The following is a 16,028-nucleotide window of genomic DNA, read 5'->3' on the forward strand; positions in this document are numbered from 1 at the left end:
AGTTGTATGAGGGATAAGGGCAAATTGTAGGTTTTATCTCAGGTTCAAATTTAAGATTTTAGCAGCACTCCAAACTCTACAATTTGCGTATAGTGGTAGCTAATCACTATATCAATCAAGATACAAGAAGCACTGCCGCGTAAGGGAGAGGTCCTTTTATATAAAACCCTCCTCCTAACCTCCTCCCAGAGGGAGGAGGAACTTCCAAATTTATAAATCAGTCTTATTCATCAACTCTAAATAATCCTGAAAACAATCCTGATGCTCTAACTCAAAGCCTATCTTTTCCATTCTTGTGGCATACAGCTTTTTACCCGTCACCCTGTCACTTTCCACTTTCAATATAAATAAACCCATCTGCTGCTGAAACCATTGCAAGACTTCATGCAAAAGTTGTGGCTGATTATTAGTCAAAATATATGAAGAATCAGGATGTTCCACGTGAATCATATGAGCTAGAAAACGTGATAAGTCTTCAATATGAATACGATTCGACCAGTGCAGATTTGGATAACTGATCATTGAGGTTGCCATTTTCTGCATACGTGCCACAGAAGTCCCATAAATCCCACTTGGGCGGATAATGGTACATTGATCAGGATAAGCCGCGAGATACGCCTGTTCCATGTGATGCAGAATTTCACCTTGAGCATCATTCGGATGAATTTCAGTTTCATCATCCACGCTTTCACCTGCATTCTGTCCATAAACCCGGGTTGATGAAACCACCACCATTCTTTTTACCGGATGGGATTTCAAGGCAGTAATGATTGGCTGAACCGAATCCAGATAAATGTGCTGATAGGCTTCGACCCCCCTCAGTTTTGGGCTAAGTAACACATAGACCCAATCAATCGGAGCGGCTGCACTTAAATCCAGAGTGTGTACATCCTGAATCAGATGAGTTGCGAATGAATCTGTTTTGGGACTTTGGCTAATTGTGCTAATTTGATGACCTTGCTCAAATAATTGTTTAGCTACCCGCTCGGATGTTTTACCATAACCAATAAATAAAATATGCATTCGACACCGAATCACAGACCTGGTTGAGGGGACATGGCTGCAGTCCATCAGTTACAAGGCGTTGGCAATGCCGCCGCTGCTTTACTCGAAAAACTAAATATCTTTAATACTGATGATTTGCTTTTTCATCTACCACGTGACTATGAAGACCGTAGCACGATCATTCCCATGAATCAATTAACGGTGGGACGCAGCTATTTGCTGGAAGGTATCGTGAAAGGGGTTGATTTCCCACCCGGTAAACGCAAGTCTATGGCAGTGTTACTGGATGATGATTCTGGCAAAGTCACTTTGCGCTTTTATCATATTTATAAAGGCATTACCGATCGCTGCAAGCTCGGTAACCGTTTAAGAGTCTTTGGTGAAGTGCGAGTCGGTGCCCGTGGTCTGGAAATGTATCATCCAGAGCTGCAAGTCATTACTGAACATACGCCTCTGCCTCATACCCAACTCACCTCGATCTATCCGGCAACCGAAGGACTGACTCAGCCCAAGCTGCGGGAATATATTAAACAGGCACTAGAACTGCATAGCGATGATCTGCCTGAACTGTTGCCACAAAAATTTAGCAATGGTTATGGCCTGAAGCAGGCACTGGAATATATTCATCATCCACCGCTGGACGCCAATATGTTGCAGCTCACTCAAGGCTCACATCCGGCACAGCAGCGTCTGATTTTTGAGGAACTGGTGGCACATCAAATCAGTTTACTGACTCGGCGTGCCTTTATTCAGCAGATTGAAGCCCCTTCATTTTCCCCGAGTAAAACCTATGCCAAACAGCTTTTGGCCGGTTTACCTTTCGAAATGACCGGTGCGCAAAAACGTGTATCCAAAGAAATTGCCATAGACCTGAAACAGGATAAACCGATGCTACGTCTGGTGCAGGGTGATGTGGGTGCAGGTAAAACCTTAGTGGCCGGCGTAGCAGCCTGTCATGCCCTAGAAGAAGGCTGGCAAGTTGCGCTGATGGCGCCAACTGAAATTCTGGCCGAACAGCATTACCTCAACTTCAAGCGCTGGTTCGAACCACTCGGTTTAAATGTTGCCTGGCTTTCTGGGAAGCAGAAAGGTAAAGCGCGTACTACAGCAGAGCAAGTGATCCGTGATGGTAGCGCGCATCTGGTGGTGGGCACACATGCCCTGTTTCAGGAAAATGTCGAGTTTGCCAAACTGGGCTTAGTAATTATTGATGAGCAGCATCGTTTTGGGGTCGATCAACGCTTAGCCTTGAGAAATAAAGGCTTGGATGGCATGTCGCCGCATCAATTGGTGATGACCGCAACCCCGATTCCACGCACGCTTGCTATGTCGGCGTATGGCGATCTGGATACGTCAATTATTGATGAATTGCCACCGGGTCGTACTCCGATCCAGACTGTGACCATTCCGCTGGATCGTCGCGAAGAGGTTCTGCAACGGATTGCCACGAATTGTGCTGAAGGTAAACAGGCTTATTGGGTCTGTACTTTGGTGGAACAGTCGGAAACTCTGGATGCTCAAGCCGCAGAAGCAACCTTTGCCGAGATCAAGGAACGCTTCCCTGAACTGAATATCGGTCTGGTACATGGCAAAATGAAAGCCGATGAAAAACAGGCAGTCATGCAGGAATTCAAAGACAATAAACTGCAGCTACTCATTGCTACAACTGTGATCGAAGTCGGTGTTGATGTCCCGAATGCTTCGATTATGGTGATTGAAAATGCCGAACGGCTTGGCCTGTCACAACTACATCAGCTGCGTGGCCGGGTTGGTCGTGGTGCCAAAGCCAGCTTCTGTGCCTTGCTTTATAAAAATCCATTGTCACAAAATGGTCAGGAACGTCTGCGCATCATGCGCGAAACCAATGATGGTTTTATCATTGCCGAGAAAGACCTGGAATTACGTGGTCCGGGTGAATTGTTAGGAACCAAACAGACTGGTGATATGGGTTTCCGTGTAGCCAAGCTGGAACGTGATGATCACTTGCTGAATCAGGCGCATTATGTCGCCCAGCAGATGTTAAAAGATTATCCGAAACAGGCGGATGCATTATTAAAACGCTGGCTACCTGAGGCTCCACGCTATGCCTATGTTTAAGCTGCTCCAACAGGGAAAACACTGGCTGAACCGTTTACAACCTTGTCAGCTGTGCCAGACAGATTATCAAAACCTGCATTCTGTCTGTCAGGATTGCTGGCAACAGTTACCTTGGGCACATCAGACTATTCAGCGTCAGGAAATGCAGTTTCAGGTGGCTTGTGACTATGCCTACCCGATGGATCGCCTGATTCAATTATTTAAATATGAGCAGAAGCTGCATCTGGAACCATTATTGGCAGGTGCATTACTAACCTTAAAATTTCCTAAAGTCAGTGCAGTGGTTCCTATGCCGATTTCAACCGAACGACTGGTTGAACGTGGCTATAATCAATCTTTGTTGCTGGCCAAGCATGTAGCTAAACACTTGCAAGTTCCCGTCTGGCAACCAATTGAACGACTCAAGCAACATTCACAAAAAGGCTTAAGCCGTCTGGAACGTATCGAAGATATTGAAGCCCAGTTCAGGGTCACTATCTCTTCAAAAGTCCGTTATCGTAAGGTTTTAATTATTGATGATGTGGTTACGACTGGCAGCTCAATTCGAGCTTTGAGCCAGCAACTGGAAAAACTGGGCTGTCAGCAGATTTATGCCGCCTGTCTGGCGGGAGCCAAACTTTAAATCAGGCTTGGGCCAGTAAGTTCTTTTTAACCCAAGGTATGACAATTTCTGTAGTTAAAGGTGCAAGTTTCACATCTTTCTGATCCAGATCCACCCATTTCATCTCGGCAATCTCAGCTTCAATATGTGGTTCGCCATCTAACTGCACCAGATAAACATAACTAACCAGTTGATGATCCGGTTCATTGGCAGTTTGAGTTTCAAAACACCCGATAAATTGCTGAATCTCAGCCTGACAACCAATTTCTTCCTTAATTTCACGTAGCAGGGTGCGTTCAGGTGCTTCATCCGGTTCCAGCTTGCCACCCACTTGCATAAAACAGTCAGTATTTTTCTTACGAACCACCAGCAGCTGCTGATCTGAATTCAAAATAATGGCAGCTGCGACGGTAATAATTTTCATGAATTCGGAACGATCAAGTGGAAAACACTTATTTTACGAGATCTTCCTGATCGACCATACCCCATTTTGCTTCAGGCGGCTGGTAGTCTTGAAATTTCTGTAAAATTTCTTCGAAGTCATCACTCACGATCAGGGATTCAGTAAAACGTGGCTTGGTAAAACCCTTGTCCGTGGTCATCTGAATAAATTTCAGCAAATCATCATAAAAGCCATCGACATTGAGAAAAGCACAAGGTTTTTTATGAATCCCGAGCTGAGCCCAAGTCCATTGCTCAAAAATTTCCTCGAGCGTTCCCGCCCCACCCGGAATGGCAATAAAACCATCGGAGAGTTCTGACATTTTGGTCTTACGCTCATGCATATTATCGACCACATACAGCTTGGTAATATGTGGATGTGCCAGTTCACGATTCACCAAGGGTCTTGGAATAACACCAATAACCTCGCCCCCTGCAGCCAAGGCACTATCCGCTACAATGCCCATTAATCCGGAACGACCACCACCATAAATCAGTGTTTGCTGTCTTTTTGCCAGGGTTTGACCTACCTTTTCGGCAATTTGTTTATAACCAGGTTCAGAACCTAGCGCTGAGCCACAGAAAATTGCGATAGAATTCATCATTTTCACCATTGCATTGCCGGTATATAGTACGCAGGCAGCGCCTGAGAGTTTTTTTTCAAAAATAACTGCACAATCAGTGTTTTTATTCAATTCCTTGTCTAAAATACACGCATTTAGATTAACATACTGCGCAAGGGAGAAAAGACAGCATGCTTGAAGCCTTTTACGCCACAGAGCGCGGTAGCCTAGAAGATGCCACCATCAATGGTGATTTCGACCTGCATCCGGAACTGGTTTGGATAGATTTAATTGCGCCTTCACAGGAAGAACAGCAATGGATTCTGGATGCCTATGAGCAAAACCTGCCCACTTTAAAATCTCTGGAAGATATTTCTTCGAGTGCCCGATTTTACCGTGATGATGACGGTATTTTGCACATCAGTACCTATTTCTTAACGAAAAATAAAAATTATCAAGTCGAAAGTGAACATGAGGATGATGCCAGCATCCTCGCAACGGTTCAGACAGTCGCTTTCATTTTGCATAAAGACCGGCTCTTTACCCTACGCGGTGAAAAGCTGGTAGCTTTCCGGGCCTTTCGTGCCCGTGCGCGTCGCAATGATTATGATATTGACTATAAAGATCCGACATGGATTCTGCTGGGTTTGCTCGAGGCCAAACTGGATGAGTTGGCCGATATTCTGGAAGATGTGCATAAGGATCTGGAAAAATACTCAACCGAAGTGCTGAATAACCGGCATCGTGAACAGATCCTTGATCTGGATGACATGATTACCCGTCTGGCCCAACTGGAAGATATGCTCGGGAAAGCTCAGCTCTGTCTGATCGATTTACGCCGTGTACTTACCTTCCTGTCACGTCCACGTGCCTTAGGCAGTCATATTTATGATGCAGATATTCGAGAACTCAGTGAAGACGTCCGCTCACTGGTCGAGCATGATGCCTTCCTGTTCCAGAAAGTCCGCTTCTTGCTGGATACCACGTCCGGATTCATTAACACTGAACAGAATGATACGATCCGTCGCTTCTCGATTTTACCGAGTATGCTTGCGCCACCCATGCTGATTGCCAGTATTTACGGGATGAACACTGATGTCTTGCCCTTCGCTCAAGGTTCGATGAGCTTTGTGATGGTGAACATTATTATTATGGGCTTCCTGATTGGGCCATTGATTTACTTTAGATGGAAGAAGTGGATTTGAGCGAGCTTTAAAGCACTGCTTTTAAAGCGAAGTGCAAGAAACGCTCCTCATCTGATTCATGCTTATTTGAAAAACAATAAAAAAGCACCTTTCGGTGCTTTTTTATTTACTGAATGATCTGTAGATCATCCTGCAAATGACAGGCCTGAATGATCTTCATCATTTTTTCAGGAACCGCTTTAAACTGTAGTCCTCGTGCTTGTGGAGTTTGGCGCAACCAGCGCACCAGAACTGCCAAAGCCAAAGTACTACCCTGCTCAAGTCCAGCCAGATTAACTACCACAGGAAACTTGTCCTGTGACTGAATGACGCGCAGACCATCTAGGTAATAGCTCTGCGCATTGTCAGCGTCAATCTTGCCTGAAACCTGCAGTTCCTGATTATTGAATTGAATCACAGCTCACCTATCTTATTTTTTCTTGTCAATCGCCGCTTCAGCATCTGGCTTGAAGTTGGCAATGGCTTTATCCAGATTACCACCATTACGTTTTACTGTAGCCGCAAACTGGTTACGGAACTGCAGACCCAGGTCAATACCAGAAACATTGATGTTACGGATTTTCCATTGTGAACCTTTATCAACCAGCTGGAAAGCAACCGGGATTTTCTCGCCTTTGTTATTAAAGTCGATGGTCACTACAGGATTTTTGCTGTTAGTCGCCTTATAAGGACGAACGCTGTAAGTCTGGTTACTGAACTTAGAGAAAGCCGTACCATAATTTTCAATCAGGGTTTCACGGAAGTTCTTTTCAAACTGTGCACGCTGCGCCGCAGTACTATACTGATTGGTCGCATAAGTCCCCATCACAATCCGGGTAAACGATTGTGAATCGATATACGGGTCAAGGTTCTGACGGACAATCGTTTTCACAAGCGCAGGATTATTCTGCAATTTGGCATGATCGGTTTTAAGACGATCAATCAAATTGTCTGCAACTCTTTTAATAAAAGCAGGTGGGGCTTCAGACGGTGCAGCAAACACTGTACCAGCAACCATTGTTGAAAGAATGCTTGCAGCAAGCGTTTGTTTTACTAAAGTCTTCACTCAAATCTCCTCAATCTGTTATTCAACAAATGCCGGTTCTGCATTTGTTGTTTCTGAAAATGCAGCTTCTTCTGAGGCACTTTCCTGACTATCTGACGATTTTCCGGCACCACCGGTAATAAATTTCGTCACTAAATCTTCAATTTCCATGGTGCCTTGAGTGTTCGCAATCTGCTCACCACGTTTCAAGTAAGTCAGACCGCCACCTGGAATAATTTTCAGATACTTTTCACCCAATAAACCATTTGTTGCTACCATAATGTAAGCATCTTCATCAATATTGGTGATGGATTTCATGTTATCTAATAGTTGTTTTTCCATTGTTTTTTGTTGCGCAGGATCGGCTGCGGTATAATCTGAACTATAACGTAACTCTTCCAATGCTTCCTGCTGAACCTGCTTGAGCTGCTCGGCATTAAAAGAAGTCAGAGAGCCATCCAGTGTCATATGGACAGTGGCTAAACGGGTCACCGGATCCAGTGTAATTTTATCGACCTGACCGACTTTTACCCCACTCAAAGCAACTTTAGCACGTGGCTTGATGCCATTTACATTTTCAAAAGTCGCTGTCATCTGATAGCTATCAGAAATATTGGTGCCTACCAGACCGCTGACACGCATCGCCAAAAAGAACAGGGCGATACCGAAAAAAATGACAAAAACACCAACGGCCAGCTCACTAGTACGTGATTTCATTAAATACCTCCGAACATGACCGCAGTCAACACGAAATCAAAACCTAATACGCACAGCGAAGAATAGACAACCGTACGTGTTGTAGAAGTTGCGATACCTTCTGATGTTGGTTCACAGGCATAACCCTGATAAACCGCGATCCAGGTACAAATTAATGCAAAAACAAAACTCTTGATAATGGTGCCATTCAGGACATCTTTATAGAAGCGCACGGTACTTTCCATGCCACTCCAATATGCACCTTCATCTGCACCCAGAAAATCAACACCTACCATTTTTCCGCCCATAATCCCGACCGCAGCAAAGATCACAGAGAGCATGGGCAAGCTAAAAATACCGGCCCAAAGGCGTGGTGAAATCACCCGTTTTAAGGGATCGACCCCGATCATTTCCATACTGGACAATTGCTCAGTTGCTTTCATCAGACCAATTTCGGCGGTTAAGGCAGAACCGGCACGACCCGCAAATAGTAAGGCAGCAACCACAGGTGCCAATTCACGTAACAAGGTTAAAGCCACTGCAGTACCAAGCATCGCTTCACTACCAAATGTCGACAGAATGGTATACATCTGCAAACCGAGTACTGAACCAATAAACAGGCCAGATACCGCAATGATCAAGAGCGACAGTACCCCGACCCGATACATCTGATAAACAAACAGCTTTACTCCAAGCCAGGTTGGCATGGAAAAGAGAATCTGCAACAGCATCAGTGTTGCAACACCAATTCCCTGAACACGTTCAATAACGCGTCTACCTAAGGCAGCAATGGCATTCATGAACGTACCTCATCACTTAAATAAGCCTGATGACTAAACTGATAATCTACCGGGCCTTCAACCGAACCGGTTAGGAACTGCTGCACAAAGGCTGAAGGATGATTTTTCAATTCTTCTGCTGTGCCCTCACCCTGGATTTTGCCTTCTGCGACTACATAAATGTAATCGGCAATCGATAAAGTCTCTGCCACATCATGCGAAACAATAATGGTTGTTAAATCCAGTGCTTCACGTAGAGAGCGGATCAGTCGGGTCAAAACCCCCATCACAATCGGATCCTGCCCGGCAAAAGGTTCATCGTACATGATCAGTTCAGGGTCCAGTGCAATCGCCCGAGCCAAAGCCACCCGGCGATTCATCCCGCCAGACAGCTCTGAAGGCATCATTTGCTCTGCCCCACGTAGTCCTACTGACTCGAGTTTCAAAGCCACAATTTCAGCAATCAGATGTTCAGGCAATTTGGTATGCGCACGAATCGGAAAGGCAACATTTTCATAGACGCTCATGTCGGTAAACAGAGCGCCACTTTGGAACAGCATCCCCATACGTGCACGTGCAGAAAAAAGCTCGGAACGGGACATCTTGGCAATATCTTTACCGTCCAGTAAAACCTGACCCTGTTCAGGCGTCAGTTGCCCGCCGATCAATCTTAATAAAGTGGTTTTACCAGTTCCGGAAGGTCCCATAATGGCGGTAATCTGCCCACGACGAATGTTTAAACTGACATCGTCATAAATTACACGCTCACCCCGCTTGAAACTCAAATTCTTGACTTCAATCAAAGACTGAGGATCCTGCGCTGTTTGATTTTTCATAGCTGAGTTTATTCCTGCATTTTTTCAGCATGCATATGACAAAAGAACGAAGTTCAACATGTTAGCATTTGAAAATGAAGGGTCAAGTTCATGGAAAACATAATGCTCCATGCCTGGCCATATATTTCTAGTAATCAAAAATTTTATTTCGACGCGATTTTAACAGACTATGATCCATTTAAAAAACGATATACATAATAAATCAGATTGCACAAAAGCAAAGTTACCGCAATGTAGGACATGTACCCCTCAATAATATGAAAGACTCTAAAAAGACACTTTCAGATTACGGATCATCATAAACCCAGAAAAAGTTGATGAAGTAGGCATTTTATGCTGAAAAAACAAAAAATCAATGCATAAAAAAACCAGCACTCAGGCTGGTTTTTTTCAGACGTTATTCAATTAGTCATTGAATTTACGACGTGGACGATCTTCACCGAATGAACGCTCGCCACGTGGCTTGTCATCAAAGTTGCGACGCGCTGGACGGTCACCAAAGTCACGTTTTGGACGGTCATCACCGAATGAACGTGCTGGGCGATCACCGAAACCACCTTCGCGACGTGCTGGACGATCACCGAAATCACGTTTAGGACGGTCACCGAAACCACCTTCACGACGTGGAGCAGGACGATCACCAAAATCACGTTTAGGACGGTCACCGAAAGAACCTTCACGACGTGGTTTGTAATCTACACGGTTACCGCGGTTGTCATCATTACCTTCGAAACGAGGACGGTCACCGAAGTCACGACGTGGGCGATCATTGTTAAACTCGCGACGTGGACGGTCTTCATTGAAGTCACGACGTGGACGATCACCGAAACCGCCTTCACGACGTGGACGATCGCTGTTGAAGTCACGACGTGGACGATCTTCGCCACCGAACGCAGGACGTTCGCCACGAGGTTTGTCATCGAAGCTACGACGTGGACGGTCATCACCACCTTCACGACGTTTGAAATTGCTCTCGCCTTCGAAACGACGACCACCACCGAAGCCACGACCGCCATCACGACGACCGCCACGACCACGACCAGCGCCATCACGGCTACCGCGTGCAGGAGGTGGAGATGGCTCAAGACCTTCAATTTCAGATACATTTAGACGAGCTTCAAGGAAGTCTTCTAGTGCACGGATTTTACCGCGTTCACGATAAGTCGCTAAAGTAATTGCTTTACCGGTACGGCCCGCACGACCTGTACGACCGATACGGTGTACATAGTCTTCGTTCTTCATAGGAAGACCAAAGTTGATCACGTGAGAGATTGTCGGTACGTCTAGACCACGTGCTGCAACGTCAGTTGCAACCAGGATTTTTGCACGACCTTCACGGATACTGCGCAGACGACGGTTACGAACGGTTTGTGGCATCGCACCATGTAGAGCAACAACTGATAAACCTGCTTCAGCAAGTTCTTCAGCCAGCATATCTGTATCTTCTTGAGTAGAAGCAAAGACCACTGCCTGATCAACATCTTCTTCGTTTAACCAGTGAGTAAGAAGTTTTTTCTTGTGCTCAAAGCCATCAGTCCAGTGTAAAGTCTGGGTAATGTCAGTATTGGTAGAGTGACCAGTTTCAATTGCAATACGCTCTGGCTCATTCATCATGCGTTCAGCAAGGGTAATGATACGTGGAGCGAAAGTTGCAGAGAACATCAGTGTTTGTTTACGGTTTGCAGCCAAGTCACCGATTGCTTCCAGGTCTTCAGAGAAGCCAAGGTCTAGCATGCGGTCAGCTTCGTCGACGATCAGCGAGTCAACTTTGTCAAGTTTGATTTGACGACGGTTAACAAGGTCAAGTAAACGGCCTGGAGTTGCTACAACAACCTGTGCACCTTTTAACTGCTGGATTTGTTTACCAAATGGCATACCACCCATAATTGCAGCAATACGAACACCTTTCATGTGACGTACAAATGCGATCGCGTCTTGGCATACTTGTTGTGCCAATTCACGAGTTGGTGAAATCACCAGAATAGTCGGTTGAGTCACCGCTTTCATACGTTCTTTAAATGGTACGAAAGTATCTTGGTTAGCAAGCGCGTTCAAAGTTGGGAGAAGGAACGCAGCGGTTTTACCCGAACCTGTCTGACTAGATACTAAAAGGTCTTTACCTTCTAGTGCAGCAGGGATAGATTGTTCTTGTACAGGAGTCGGAGTAGTAAAACCTAAGCCTTGAAGGGCTTGTTGTAACGATTCATGCAAAGAAAATTCAGCAAAAGTTTTGCTCATAGAGTATTCCACCCGGAAACTGGGTGCTCCATTAAAAATAAAGTCAAATGGACATCGACAAAAAGCGGTACAGCAATTAAACGCTGAAAAGAGATGATTCAGCGGCGATCCGAGTAACGACGATGTGATATAACGCACGCATGATTACGGCATAACCTGAAGGAATCGCTTTAGCGATTGGGGCGCGAGATATCGTCCTCTCTTTGGACCGCACGCGCATACACAATGATAAGAAGAGAAATGTTCAGGTGACGAACAGAAATTAAGTGCGTGCGCAGATTATAGCAGGATTATTCATAAAGTCATCCGCTTTTCAGATTATTTTGTTTAACTGCTAATTTCTTCATCAATTTCTATGACTTAAACAAGAAAGGAAATGTAATTAATTCTCCAGCCGGTCAATTTTCTTTTTATCAAGGCTGTAAATCATCTAAATATGAAGATATTTATCCCGTAATTATTTTCAAAAAATAAAAAAGGCATCCCGAGAGATACCTTTTTAATATTCGATTTACGGCGTTAAACCCGATTATTTCGCTGCGTCACCCCAAGCAGGAACAACTGCTTGCATAAGAGGTTTCAGCATTTTCATTGAACAAGCCAAAACTTGACCATTTTCCATAGAATCGCTACCACCACGCGCATCAACCACAGTACCGCCCGCTTCTTTCACAATTAACTCGCCTGCTGCAATATCCCAAGGTTTCAAGCCAAGCTCGAAGTAACCATCAAGACGACCAGCAGCTACATAAGCCAGATCCAAGGCAGCTGAACCACCACGACGGAATTGTGCACCTGCTTCAGTCACATTGAGCAATGCATCAAAATGATTCTTGGCATAAGAGACTACTTCACCATTACGTTTAGTACGGTAAGCATGGCCAACTGCCAGGAAAGTATTGTTCAGACTGTCTTTAACATTTACACGGATACGGCGCTGGTTCAGCATCGCACCACGACCACGGCTCGCAGAGAATAGCTCATCTTTCACAGGGTCATAAATAACACCGTGCTGAGTTACACCTTTATGCTGAACTGCGATAGAGATACAGAAATGCGGAAAACCGTTGATAAAGTTTAGTGTGCCATCAAGTGGATCGATCACCCAACACCAATCAGCGTCGTGACCTTTACCTTCTTGCAGACCAAATTCTTCACCAAGGAAACTGTGATTTTTATAGCTTTTACGTAGAGTATCGATGGTCAACTGTTCCAGATAACGATCTACACGCGTTACCGGACCATCAATGCCTTTTTCTTCGACTTGCAGATCGAGTTTATGACGATTTTGATGCGCTTTTAAAAGCTCTTGACCAACTAATTGAGCCGCACGCGCAGCCATCACCACCATAGGTTCCATTGAACACCCACTACAAATTTGAAGATACTGATAAAGAATAATGCATAAAAGCCCGCATATTTTAGCAAATATCCGGGCTTTTTGGGAAAAAATGTGTCGAAACTTTTTAAGAGTTTATAGCAGGACGCTTTGACCTAGCTTTGACCAGGCTTCATTGATTGATTTTTCAATGCCTTGGCTATCAAGTCCTGCCTGTTGCAACATTTGACTATGTGTTGCTTGTGCCATAAAGCTATCCGCTAGACCTAGGTTCAGGATTGGTTTAACGATTTGAGCTTCAGCCAGATACTCATTCACAGCACTTCCTGCACCGCCCATGACTGCATGTTCTTCAACAGTGACAAACAGACTGGTTGAATGAGCCAACTGGTTTAATATTTTGGTATCCAATGGTTTGATAAAACGCATATTCACTACGCGTACGCCCACATCATGTTTGCTGGCAAATACCTGAGCAGCTTCCACTGCGGCTTGAACCCGACTACCGAATGCCAGAATCGAAACATATTCATCATATTGTTCGTTCAGACTGAGCAATAATTCTGCCTGACCGATCTGCATCTCGGTCATGGTTTTCTGGATTTCAACACCCAGTCCATTCCCGCGCGGATAACGCACTGCTGCCGGACCATGATACAGATAAGCCGTATGCAACATTTGACGGCATTCATTCTCATCTTTTGGTGCCATGATCACCAGATTCGGAATGGTACGCATATAGGCATAATCATAGGCACCAGCATGCGTTGGACCATCTTCGCCGACCAGACCGGCACGGTCGATCCCAAACGTCACATCCAGATTTTGCAGTGCCACGTCATGGACCAACTGATCATAACCACGTTGCAAGAAAGTTGAATAGATAGCGACGACCGGTTTTAAACCTTCACAAGCCATACCAGCGGCAAGCGTCACTGCATGTTGTTCTGCAATGGCCACATCAAAGAAACGTTCAGGGTATTCTTTGGCAAACTGCACCATACCTGAACCTTCACACATCGCCGGAGTAATCGCCAATAGGCGTTTATCCTGTGCTGCTTCATCACATAACCATTGTCCAAATACATCGGAATATTTCGGTGCTGGATTAGCTACTGCAACTGCATTGAGTTTACTAATCGCATGGTATTTAATCTGGTCACATTCTGCTGGTGCAAAGCCCTTACCTTTTTTGGTATAGATATGAATTAGGCGCGGACCTTTACGTTTTTTCAAGGCTTTAAAGACGTGTACCAGTTGTTTGACATCATGGCCATCATAAGGACCAAAATAATCAAAACCAATGGCTTTAAACAGGTTATCTGCGGCATCAGTTGCAGCTTGATGTAAACGCGAGTTATATAGCCATTCCGGATGCGGCTGTACATAAGCCTCACCATCTTCAGTCACGTTGACGAATTCGCCACGTTCCCAGATTGCAGCAAGATGCTTGGCAAAACCACCAGTACTGCAAGAGATCGACATATCATTGTCGTTCAGAACCACCATCAGGTCAGCCTGATGTGCCACAGCATCATTCATCGCTTCAAAGGCCATGCCTGCTGTCATGGCGCCATCACCAATGATTGATACGACTTCACACGGATTGTTCTGATAACGGCGTGCCAAAGCCATGCCGAGACCAGCAGAAATTGCGGTAGATGAATGCCCTACCCCAAAAGTATCAAATTCGGATTCTTCACGCGCCGGAAATGCGGCCAGACCATCTTTTGCACGGATTGTAGTGAGCTGTTCACGACGTCCGGTCAACGCCTTATGCGGATAAGCCTGATGACCCACATCCCAGATCAGGCGATCATGTGGCGTATTAAAGCAGTAATGTAAAGCGACAGTAAGCTCAATCACACCCAGATTGGCCCCAAAGTGTCCACCACTCTGACCCGCAGCATACAAAATGAATTGACGTAACTCATCCGCCACTTGTGTGAGCTGGCTTTGCTCGAGTGCACGCAGTTGCTCAGGATGATCGATCGCATCAAGCAACGGTGTTACAGGGCGTTGAGTTGGTATTTCTGTATACAGCATATATGGCAAAGCCTTCTAAAGCCTGGCAAAATCTTAAGCTAGGTCAATGGGGAATAACCGATCATATAGTTGAATTGTAGCAGCTTCAATTCAGCTACGCTTCTAGCGATGCAATATTAAACAGCGATCTCGTCGGGGTGAAAAATTTGCAGGCTACGATTATCCTGAATAATCTTACTATTTATCAACTATTATCGTTCGCTTTCTACAAAAAAGAAAATGTTCTTCATAAATTCAGCTGAGCAATTCTACTAATGTTTAAGCATTACGCTATACTTTAGCTACTTTATTAGGATTTTACGGGTTCAGCTGTGCCTATCGAATTTGTCGCAACTTCAAGATTACCGACCGCTCATGGTGAATTTAAAATTACTGTTTTTCAAGACCCTAAAACTGGCGAAGAACATGTCGCTCTTTCTAAAGGCTTAGAAGAACCAAGTGATGAACCTATGCTGGTCCGTGTACATTCTGAATGTTTAACCGGTGATGCCTTTGCTTCATTAAAATGCGACTGTGGCCCTCAACTCCAGGCAACACAAAAACTGATTAATGAAGTGGGTCGCGGTGTCATTCTTTATTTACGTCAGGAAGGACGCGGAATTGGCCTAACCAATAAAATCCGTGCATATGCCTTGCAAGACCAGGGCCATGATACGGTCGATGCCAATCTAATGCTGAATTTACCTGCAGATGCACGTCAATATGATATGTGCAGCATCATGCTGGATCACCTAGGTGTAAAAGCCGTCCGCCTGATCACCAATAACCCTTTAAAAATTGATGCACTGAAAGAGCAAGGCATTAATGTAGTGGACCGTGTACCACTCACTGTGGGTCTGAATCCATTCAATGAGCAATACCTCAAAACCAAGCATGAGCGTATGGCGCATATGTATCAGAAGGAAGATTTTTAATTATTTTTAAATCCCTTCGACCTTTTAACTTAATCCCTCCAAACCTCCCTTTCTTGCGCTTCGACTTAAAGCCATGCTTAAGTCTTGCTCAGGGAGGCTTTTCCCCCTCTTTTTCAAAGATGAGATACCGTCTTGGTAGTCAATCAGGTTTTGAGATTATTCGACCACTAAATAATCTCTTTGATAGGCAGTCTGATGTTTTAAAACGCCATAACACAGATGTATAAGCTTGCGCATTGCAGCA

General features: G+C 44.9%; 15 protein-coding genes. 4 read left to right on the forward strand and 11 right to left on the reverse strand.

The window, feature by feature from the left end:
• Nucleotides 1-210: 210 nt before the first annotated feature.
• Nucleotides 211-1,023 (reverse strand): NAD-dependent epimerase/dehydratase family protein, encoded by an 813-nt coding sequence (locus FTV14_RS14930; protein ID WP_166135926.1) that lies wholly within the window; start codon nucleotides 1,021-1,023, stop codon nucleotides 211-213.
• 33 nt (nucleotides 1,024-1,056) lie between these two features.
• On the opposite strand from FTV14_RS14930, the gene recG reads away from it, so the two are divergent.
• The gene (gene recG, locus FTV14_RS14935; protein WP_166135923.1) at nucleotides 1,057-3,102 is read left to right on the forward strand and encodes an ATP-dependent DNA helicase RecG; all 2,046 of its coding nucleotides are present in this window, start codon (nucleotides 1,057-1,059) and stop codon (nucleotides 3,100-3,102) included.
• Nucleotides 3,089-3,724, forward strand: a complete 636-nt coding sequence (locus tag FTV14_RS14940) for a ComF family protein (RefSeq protein WP_166135920.1) — start codon at nucleotides 3,089-3,091, stop codon at nucleotides 3,722-3,724. Before recG ends, FTV14_RS14940 begins: the two co-directional genes overlap by 14 nt.
• A gap of 1 nt (nucleotide 3,725) precedes the next feature.
• On the opposite strand, the gene FTV14_RS14945 is transcribed toward FTV14_RS14940, so the two are convergent.
• Entirely contained in the window at nucleotides 3,726-4,127 is a 402-nt protein-coding gene (locus tag FTV14_RS14945; RefSeq protein WP_166135917.1) for an NUDIX domain-containing protein, read from the reverse strand.
• Between the two features lie 28 nt (nucleotides 4,128-4,155).
• Entirely contained in the window at nucleotides 4,156-4,746 is a 591-nt protein-coding gene (locus FTV14_RS14950; RefSeq protein WP_034701503.1) for a TIGR00730 family Rossman fold protein, read from the reverse strand.
• Nucleotides 4,747-4,898: 152 nt separating this feature from the next.
• Between FTV14_RS14950 and FTV14_RS14955 the strand changes: the two genes are divergently transcribed.
• Complete coding sequence (locus FTV14_RS14955) at nucleotides 4,899-5,912, forward strand: CorA family divalent cation transporter (RefSeq protein WP_159122636.1); 1,014 nt, start codon at nucleotides 4,899-4,901, stop codon at nucleotides 5,910-5,912.
• 106 nt (nucleotides 5,913-6,018) lie between these two features.
• Here the strand turns inward: FTV14_RS14955 and FTV14_RS14960 are convergent, their stop codons facing one another.
• From FTV14_RS14960 to dxs, 8 genes are all read right to left on the reverse strand, one after another.
• Nucleotides 6,019-6,309, reverse strand: coding sequence for a lipid asymmetry maintenance protein MlaB (locus FTV14_RS14960; RefSeq protein WP_180054098.1), 291 nt, complete (start codon nucleotides 6,307-6,309; stop codon nucleotides 6,019-6,021).
• A gap of 12 nt (nucleotides 6,310-6,321) precedes the next feature.
• Nucleotides 6,322-6,957 carry a phospholipid-binding protein MlaC gene (locus tag FTV14_RS14965; RefSeq protein WP_004786965.1) on the reverse strand — a complete coding sequence of 212 codons (636 nt, stop codon included), beginning with the start codon at nucleotides 6,955-6,957 and terminating at the stop codon, nucleotides 6,322-6,324.
• Between the two features lie 18 nt (nucleotides 6,958-6,975).
• Nucleotides 6,976-7,653: an outer membrane lipid asymmetry maintenance protein MlaD gene (locus FTV14_RS14970; protein WP_180054099.1), complete on the reverse strand. Its 678-nt coding sequence runs from the start codon at nucleotides 7,651-7,653 to the stop codon at nucleotides 6,976-6,978.
• Nucleotides 7,653-8,432 carry a lipid asymmetry maintenance ABC transporter permease subunit MlaE gene (gene mlaE, locus FTV14_RS14975; protein ID WP_004786970.1) on the reverse strand — a complete coding sequence of 260 codons (780 nt, stop codon included), beginning with the start codon at nucleotides 8,430-8,432 and terminating at the stop codon, nucleotides 7,653-7,655. Before mlaE ends, FTV14_RS14970 begins: the two co-directional genes overlap by 1 nt.
• Entirely contained in the window at nucleotides 8,429-9,247 is an 819-nt protein-coding gene (locus tag FTV14_RS14980; protein WP_005233709.1) for an ABC transporter ATP-binding protein, read from the reverse strand. The genes mlaE and FTV14_RS14980 overlap by 4 nt, the downstream gene beginning before the upstream one ends.
• A gap of 405 nt (nucleotides 9,248-9,652) precedes the next feature.
• Nucleotides 9,653-11,485 carry a DEAD/DEAH box helicase gene (locus FTV14_RS14985; RefSeq protein ID WP_180011177.1) on the reverse strand — a complete coding sequence of 611 codons (1,833 nt, stop codon included), beginning with the start codon at nucleotides 11,483-11,485 and terminating at the stop codon, nucleotides 9,653-9,655.
• Between the two features lie 529 nt (nucleotides 11,486-12,014).
• On the reverse strand, nucleotides 12,015-12,845 hold the full coding sequence (locus tag FTV14_RS14990; protein ID WP_005233698.1) for an inositol monophosphatase family protein: 831 nt from the start codon (nucleotides 12,843-12,845) through the stop codon (nucleotides 12,015-12,017).
• A gap of 114 nt (nucleotides 12,846-12,959) precedes the next feature.
• Nucleotides 12,960-14,870, reverse strand: coding sequence for a 1-deoxy-D-xylulose-5-phosphate synthase (dxs, locus tag FTV14_RS14995; RefSeq protein ID WP_180054100.1), 1,911 nt, complete (start codon nucleotides 14,868-14,870; stop codon nucleotides 12,960-12,962).
• 311 nt (nucleotides 14,871-15,181) lie between these two features.
• Here dxs and ribA point away from each other — a divergent pair, with 311 nt between their 5' ends.
• Nucleotides 15,182-15,784, forward strand: coding sequence for a GTP cyclohydrolase II (ribA, locus tag FTV14_RS15000; protein ID WP_180016552.1), 603 nt, complete (start codon nucleotides 15,182-15,184; stop codon nucleotides 15,782-15,784).
• Nucleotides 15,785-16,028 lie beyond the last annotated feature (244 nt).

Origin of the sequence: Acinetobacter sp. YH12236, assembly GCF_013417645.1 — a bacterium.
GTDB lineage: Bacteria > Pseudomonadota > Gammaproteobacteria > Pseudomonadales > Moraxellaceae > Acinetobacter.

What these genes read in the sequence shown, in the direction of transcription:
- FTV14_RS14930 (WP_166135926.1), bottom strand. Translation starts at nt 1,023, where the DNA reads ATGCATATTTTATTTATTGGTTATGGTAAAACATCCGAGCGGGTAGCT.
- recG (WP_166135923.1), top strand. Translation starts at nt 1,057, where the DNA reads ATGGCTGCAGTCCATCAGTTACAAGGCGTTGGCAATGCCGCCGCTGCT.
- FTV14_RS14940 (WP_166135920.1), top strand. Translation starts at nt 3,089, where the DNA reads ATGCCTATGTTTAAGCTGCTCCAACAGGGAAAACACTGGCTGAACCGT.
- FTV14_RS14945 (WP_166135917.1), bottom strand. Translation starts at nt 4,127, where the DNA reads ATGAAAATTATTACCGTCGCAGCTGCCATTATTTTGAATTCAGATCAG.
- FTV14_RS14950 (WP_034701503.1), bottom strand. Translation starts at nt 4,746, where the DNA reads ATGAATTCTATCGCAATTTTCTGTGGCTCAGCGCTAGGTTCTGAACCT.
- FTV14_RS14955 (WP_159122636.1), top strand. Translation starts at nt 4,899, where the DNA reads ATGCTTGAAGCCTTTTACGCCACAGAGCGCGGTAGCCTAGAAGATGCC.
- FTV14_RS14970 (WP_180054099.1), bottom strand. Translation starts at nt 7,653, where the DNA reads ATGAAATCACGTACTAGTGAGCTGGCCGTTGGTGTTTTTGTCATTTTT.
- mlaE (WP_004786970.1), bottom strand. Translation starts at nt 8,432, where the DNA reads ATGAATGCCATTGCTGCCTTAGGTAGACGCGTTATTGAACGTGTTCAG.
- FTV14_RS14980 (WP_005233709.1), bottom strand. Translation starts at nt 9,247, where the DNA reads ATGAAAAATCAAACAGCGCAGGATCCTCAGTCTTTGATTGAAGTCAAG.
- FTV14_RS14985 (WP_180011177.1), bottom strand. Translation starts at nt 11,485, where the DNA reads ATGAGCAAAACTTTTGCTGAATTTTCTTTGCATGAATCGTTACAACAA.
- FTV14_RS14990 (WP_005233698.1), bottom strand. Translation starts at nt 12,845, where the DNA reads ATGGAACCTATGGTGGTGATGGCTGCGCGTGCGGCTCAATTAGTTGGT.
- dxs (WP_180054100.1), bottom strand. Translation starts at nt 14,870, where the DNA reads ATGCTGTATACAGAAATACCAACTCAACGCCCTGTAACACCGTTGCTT.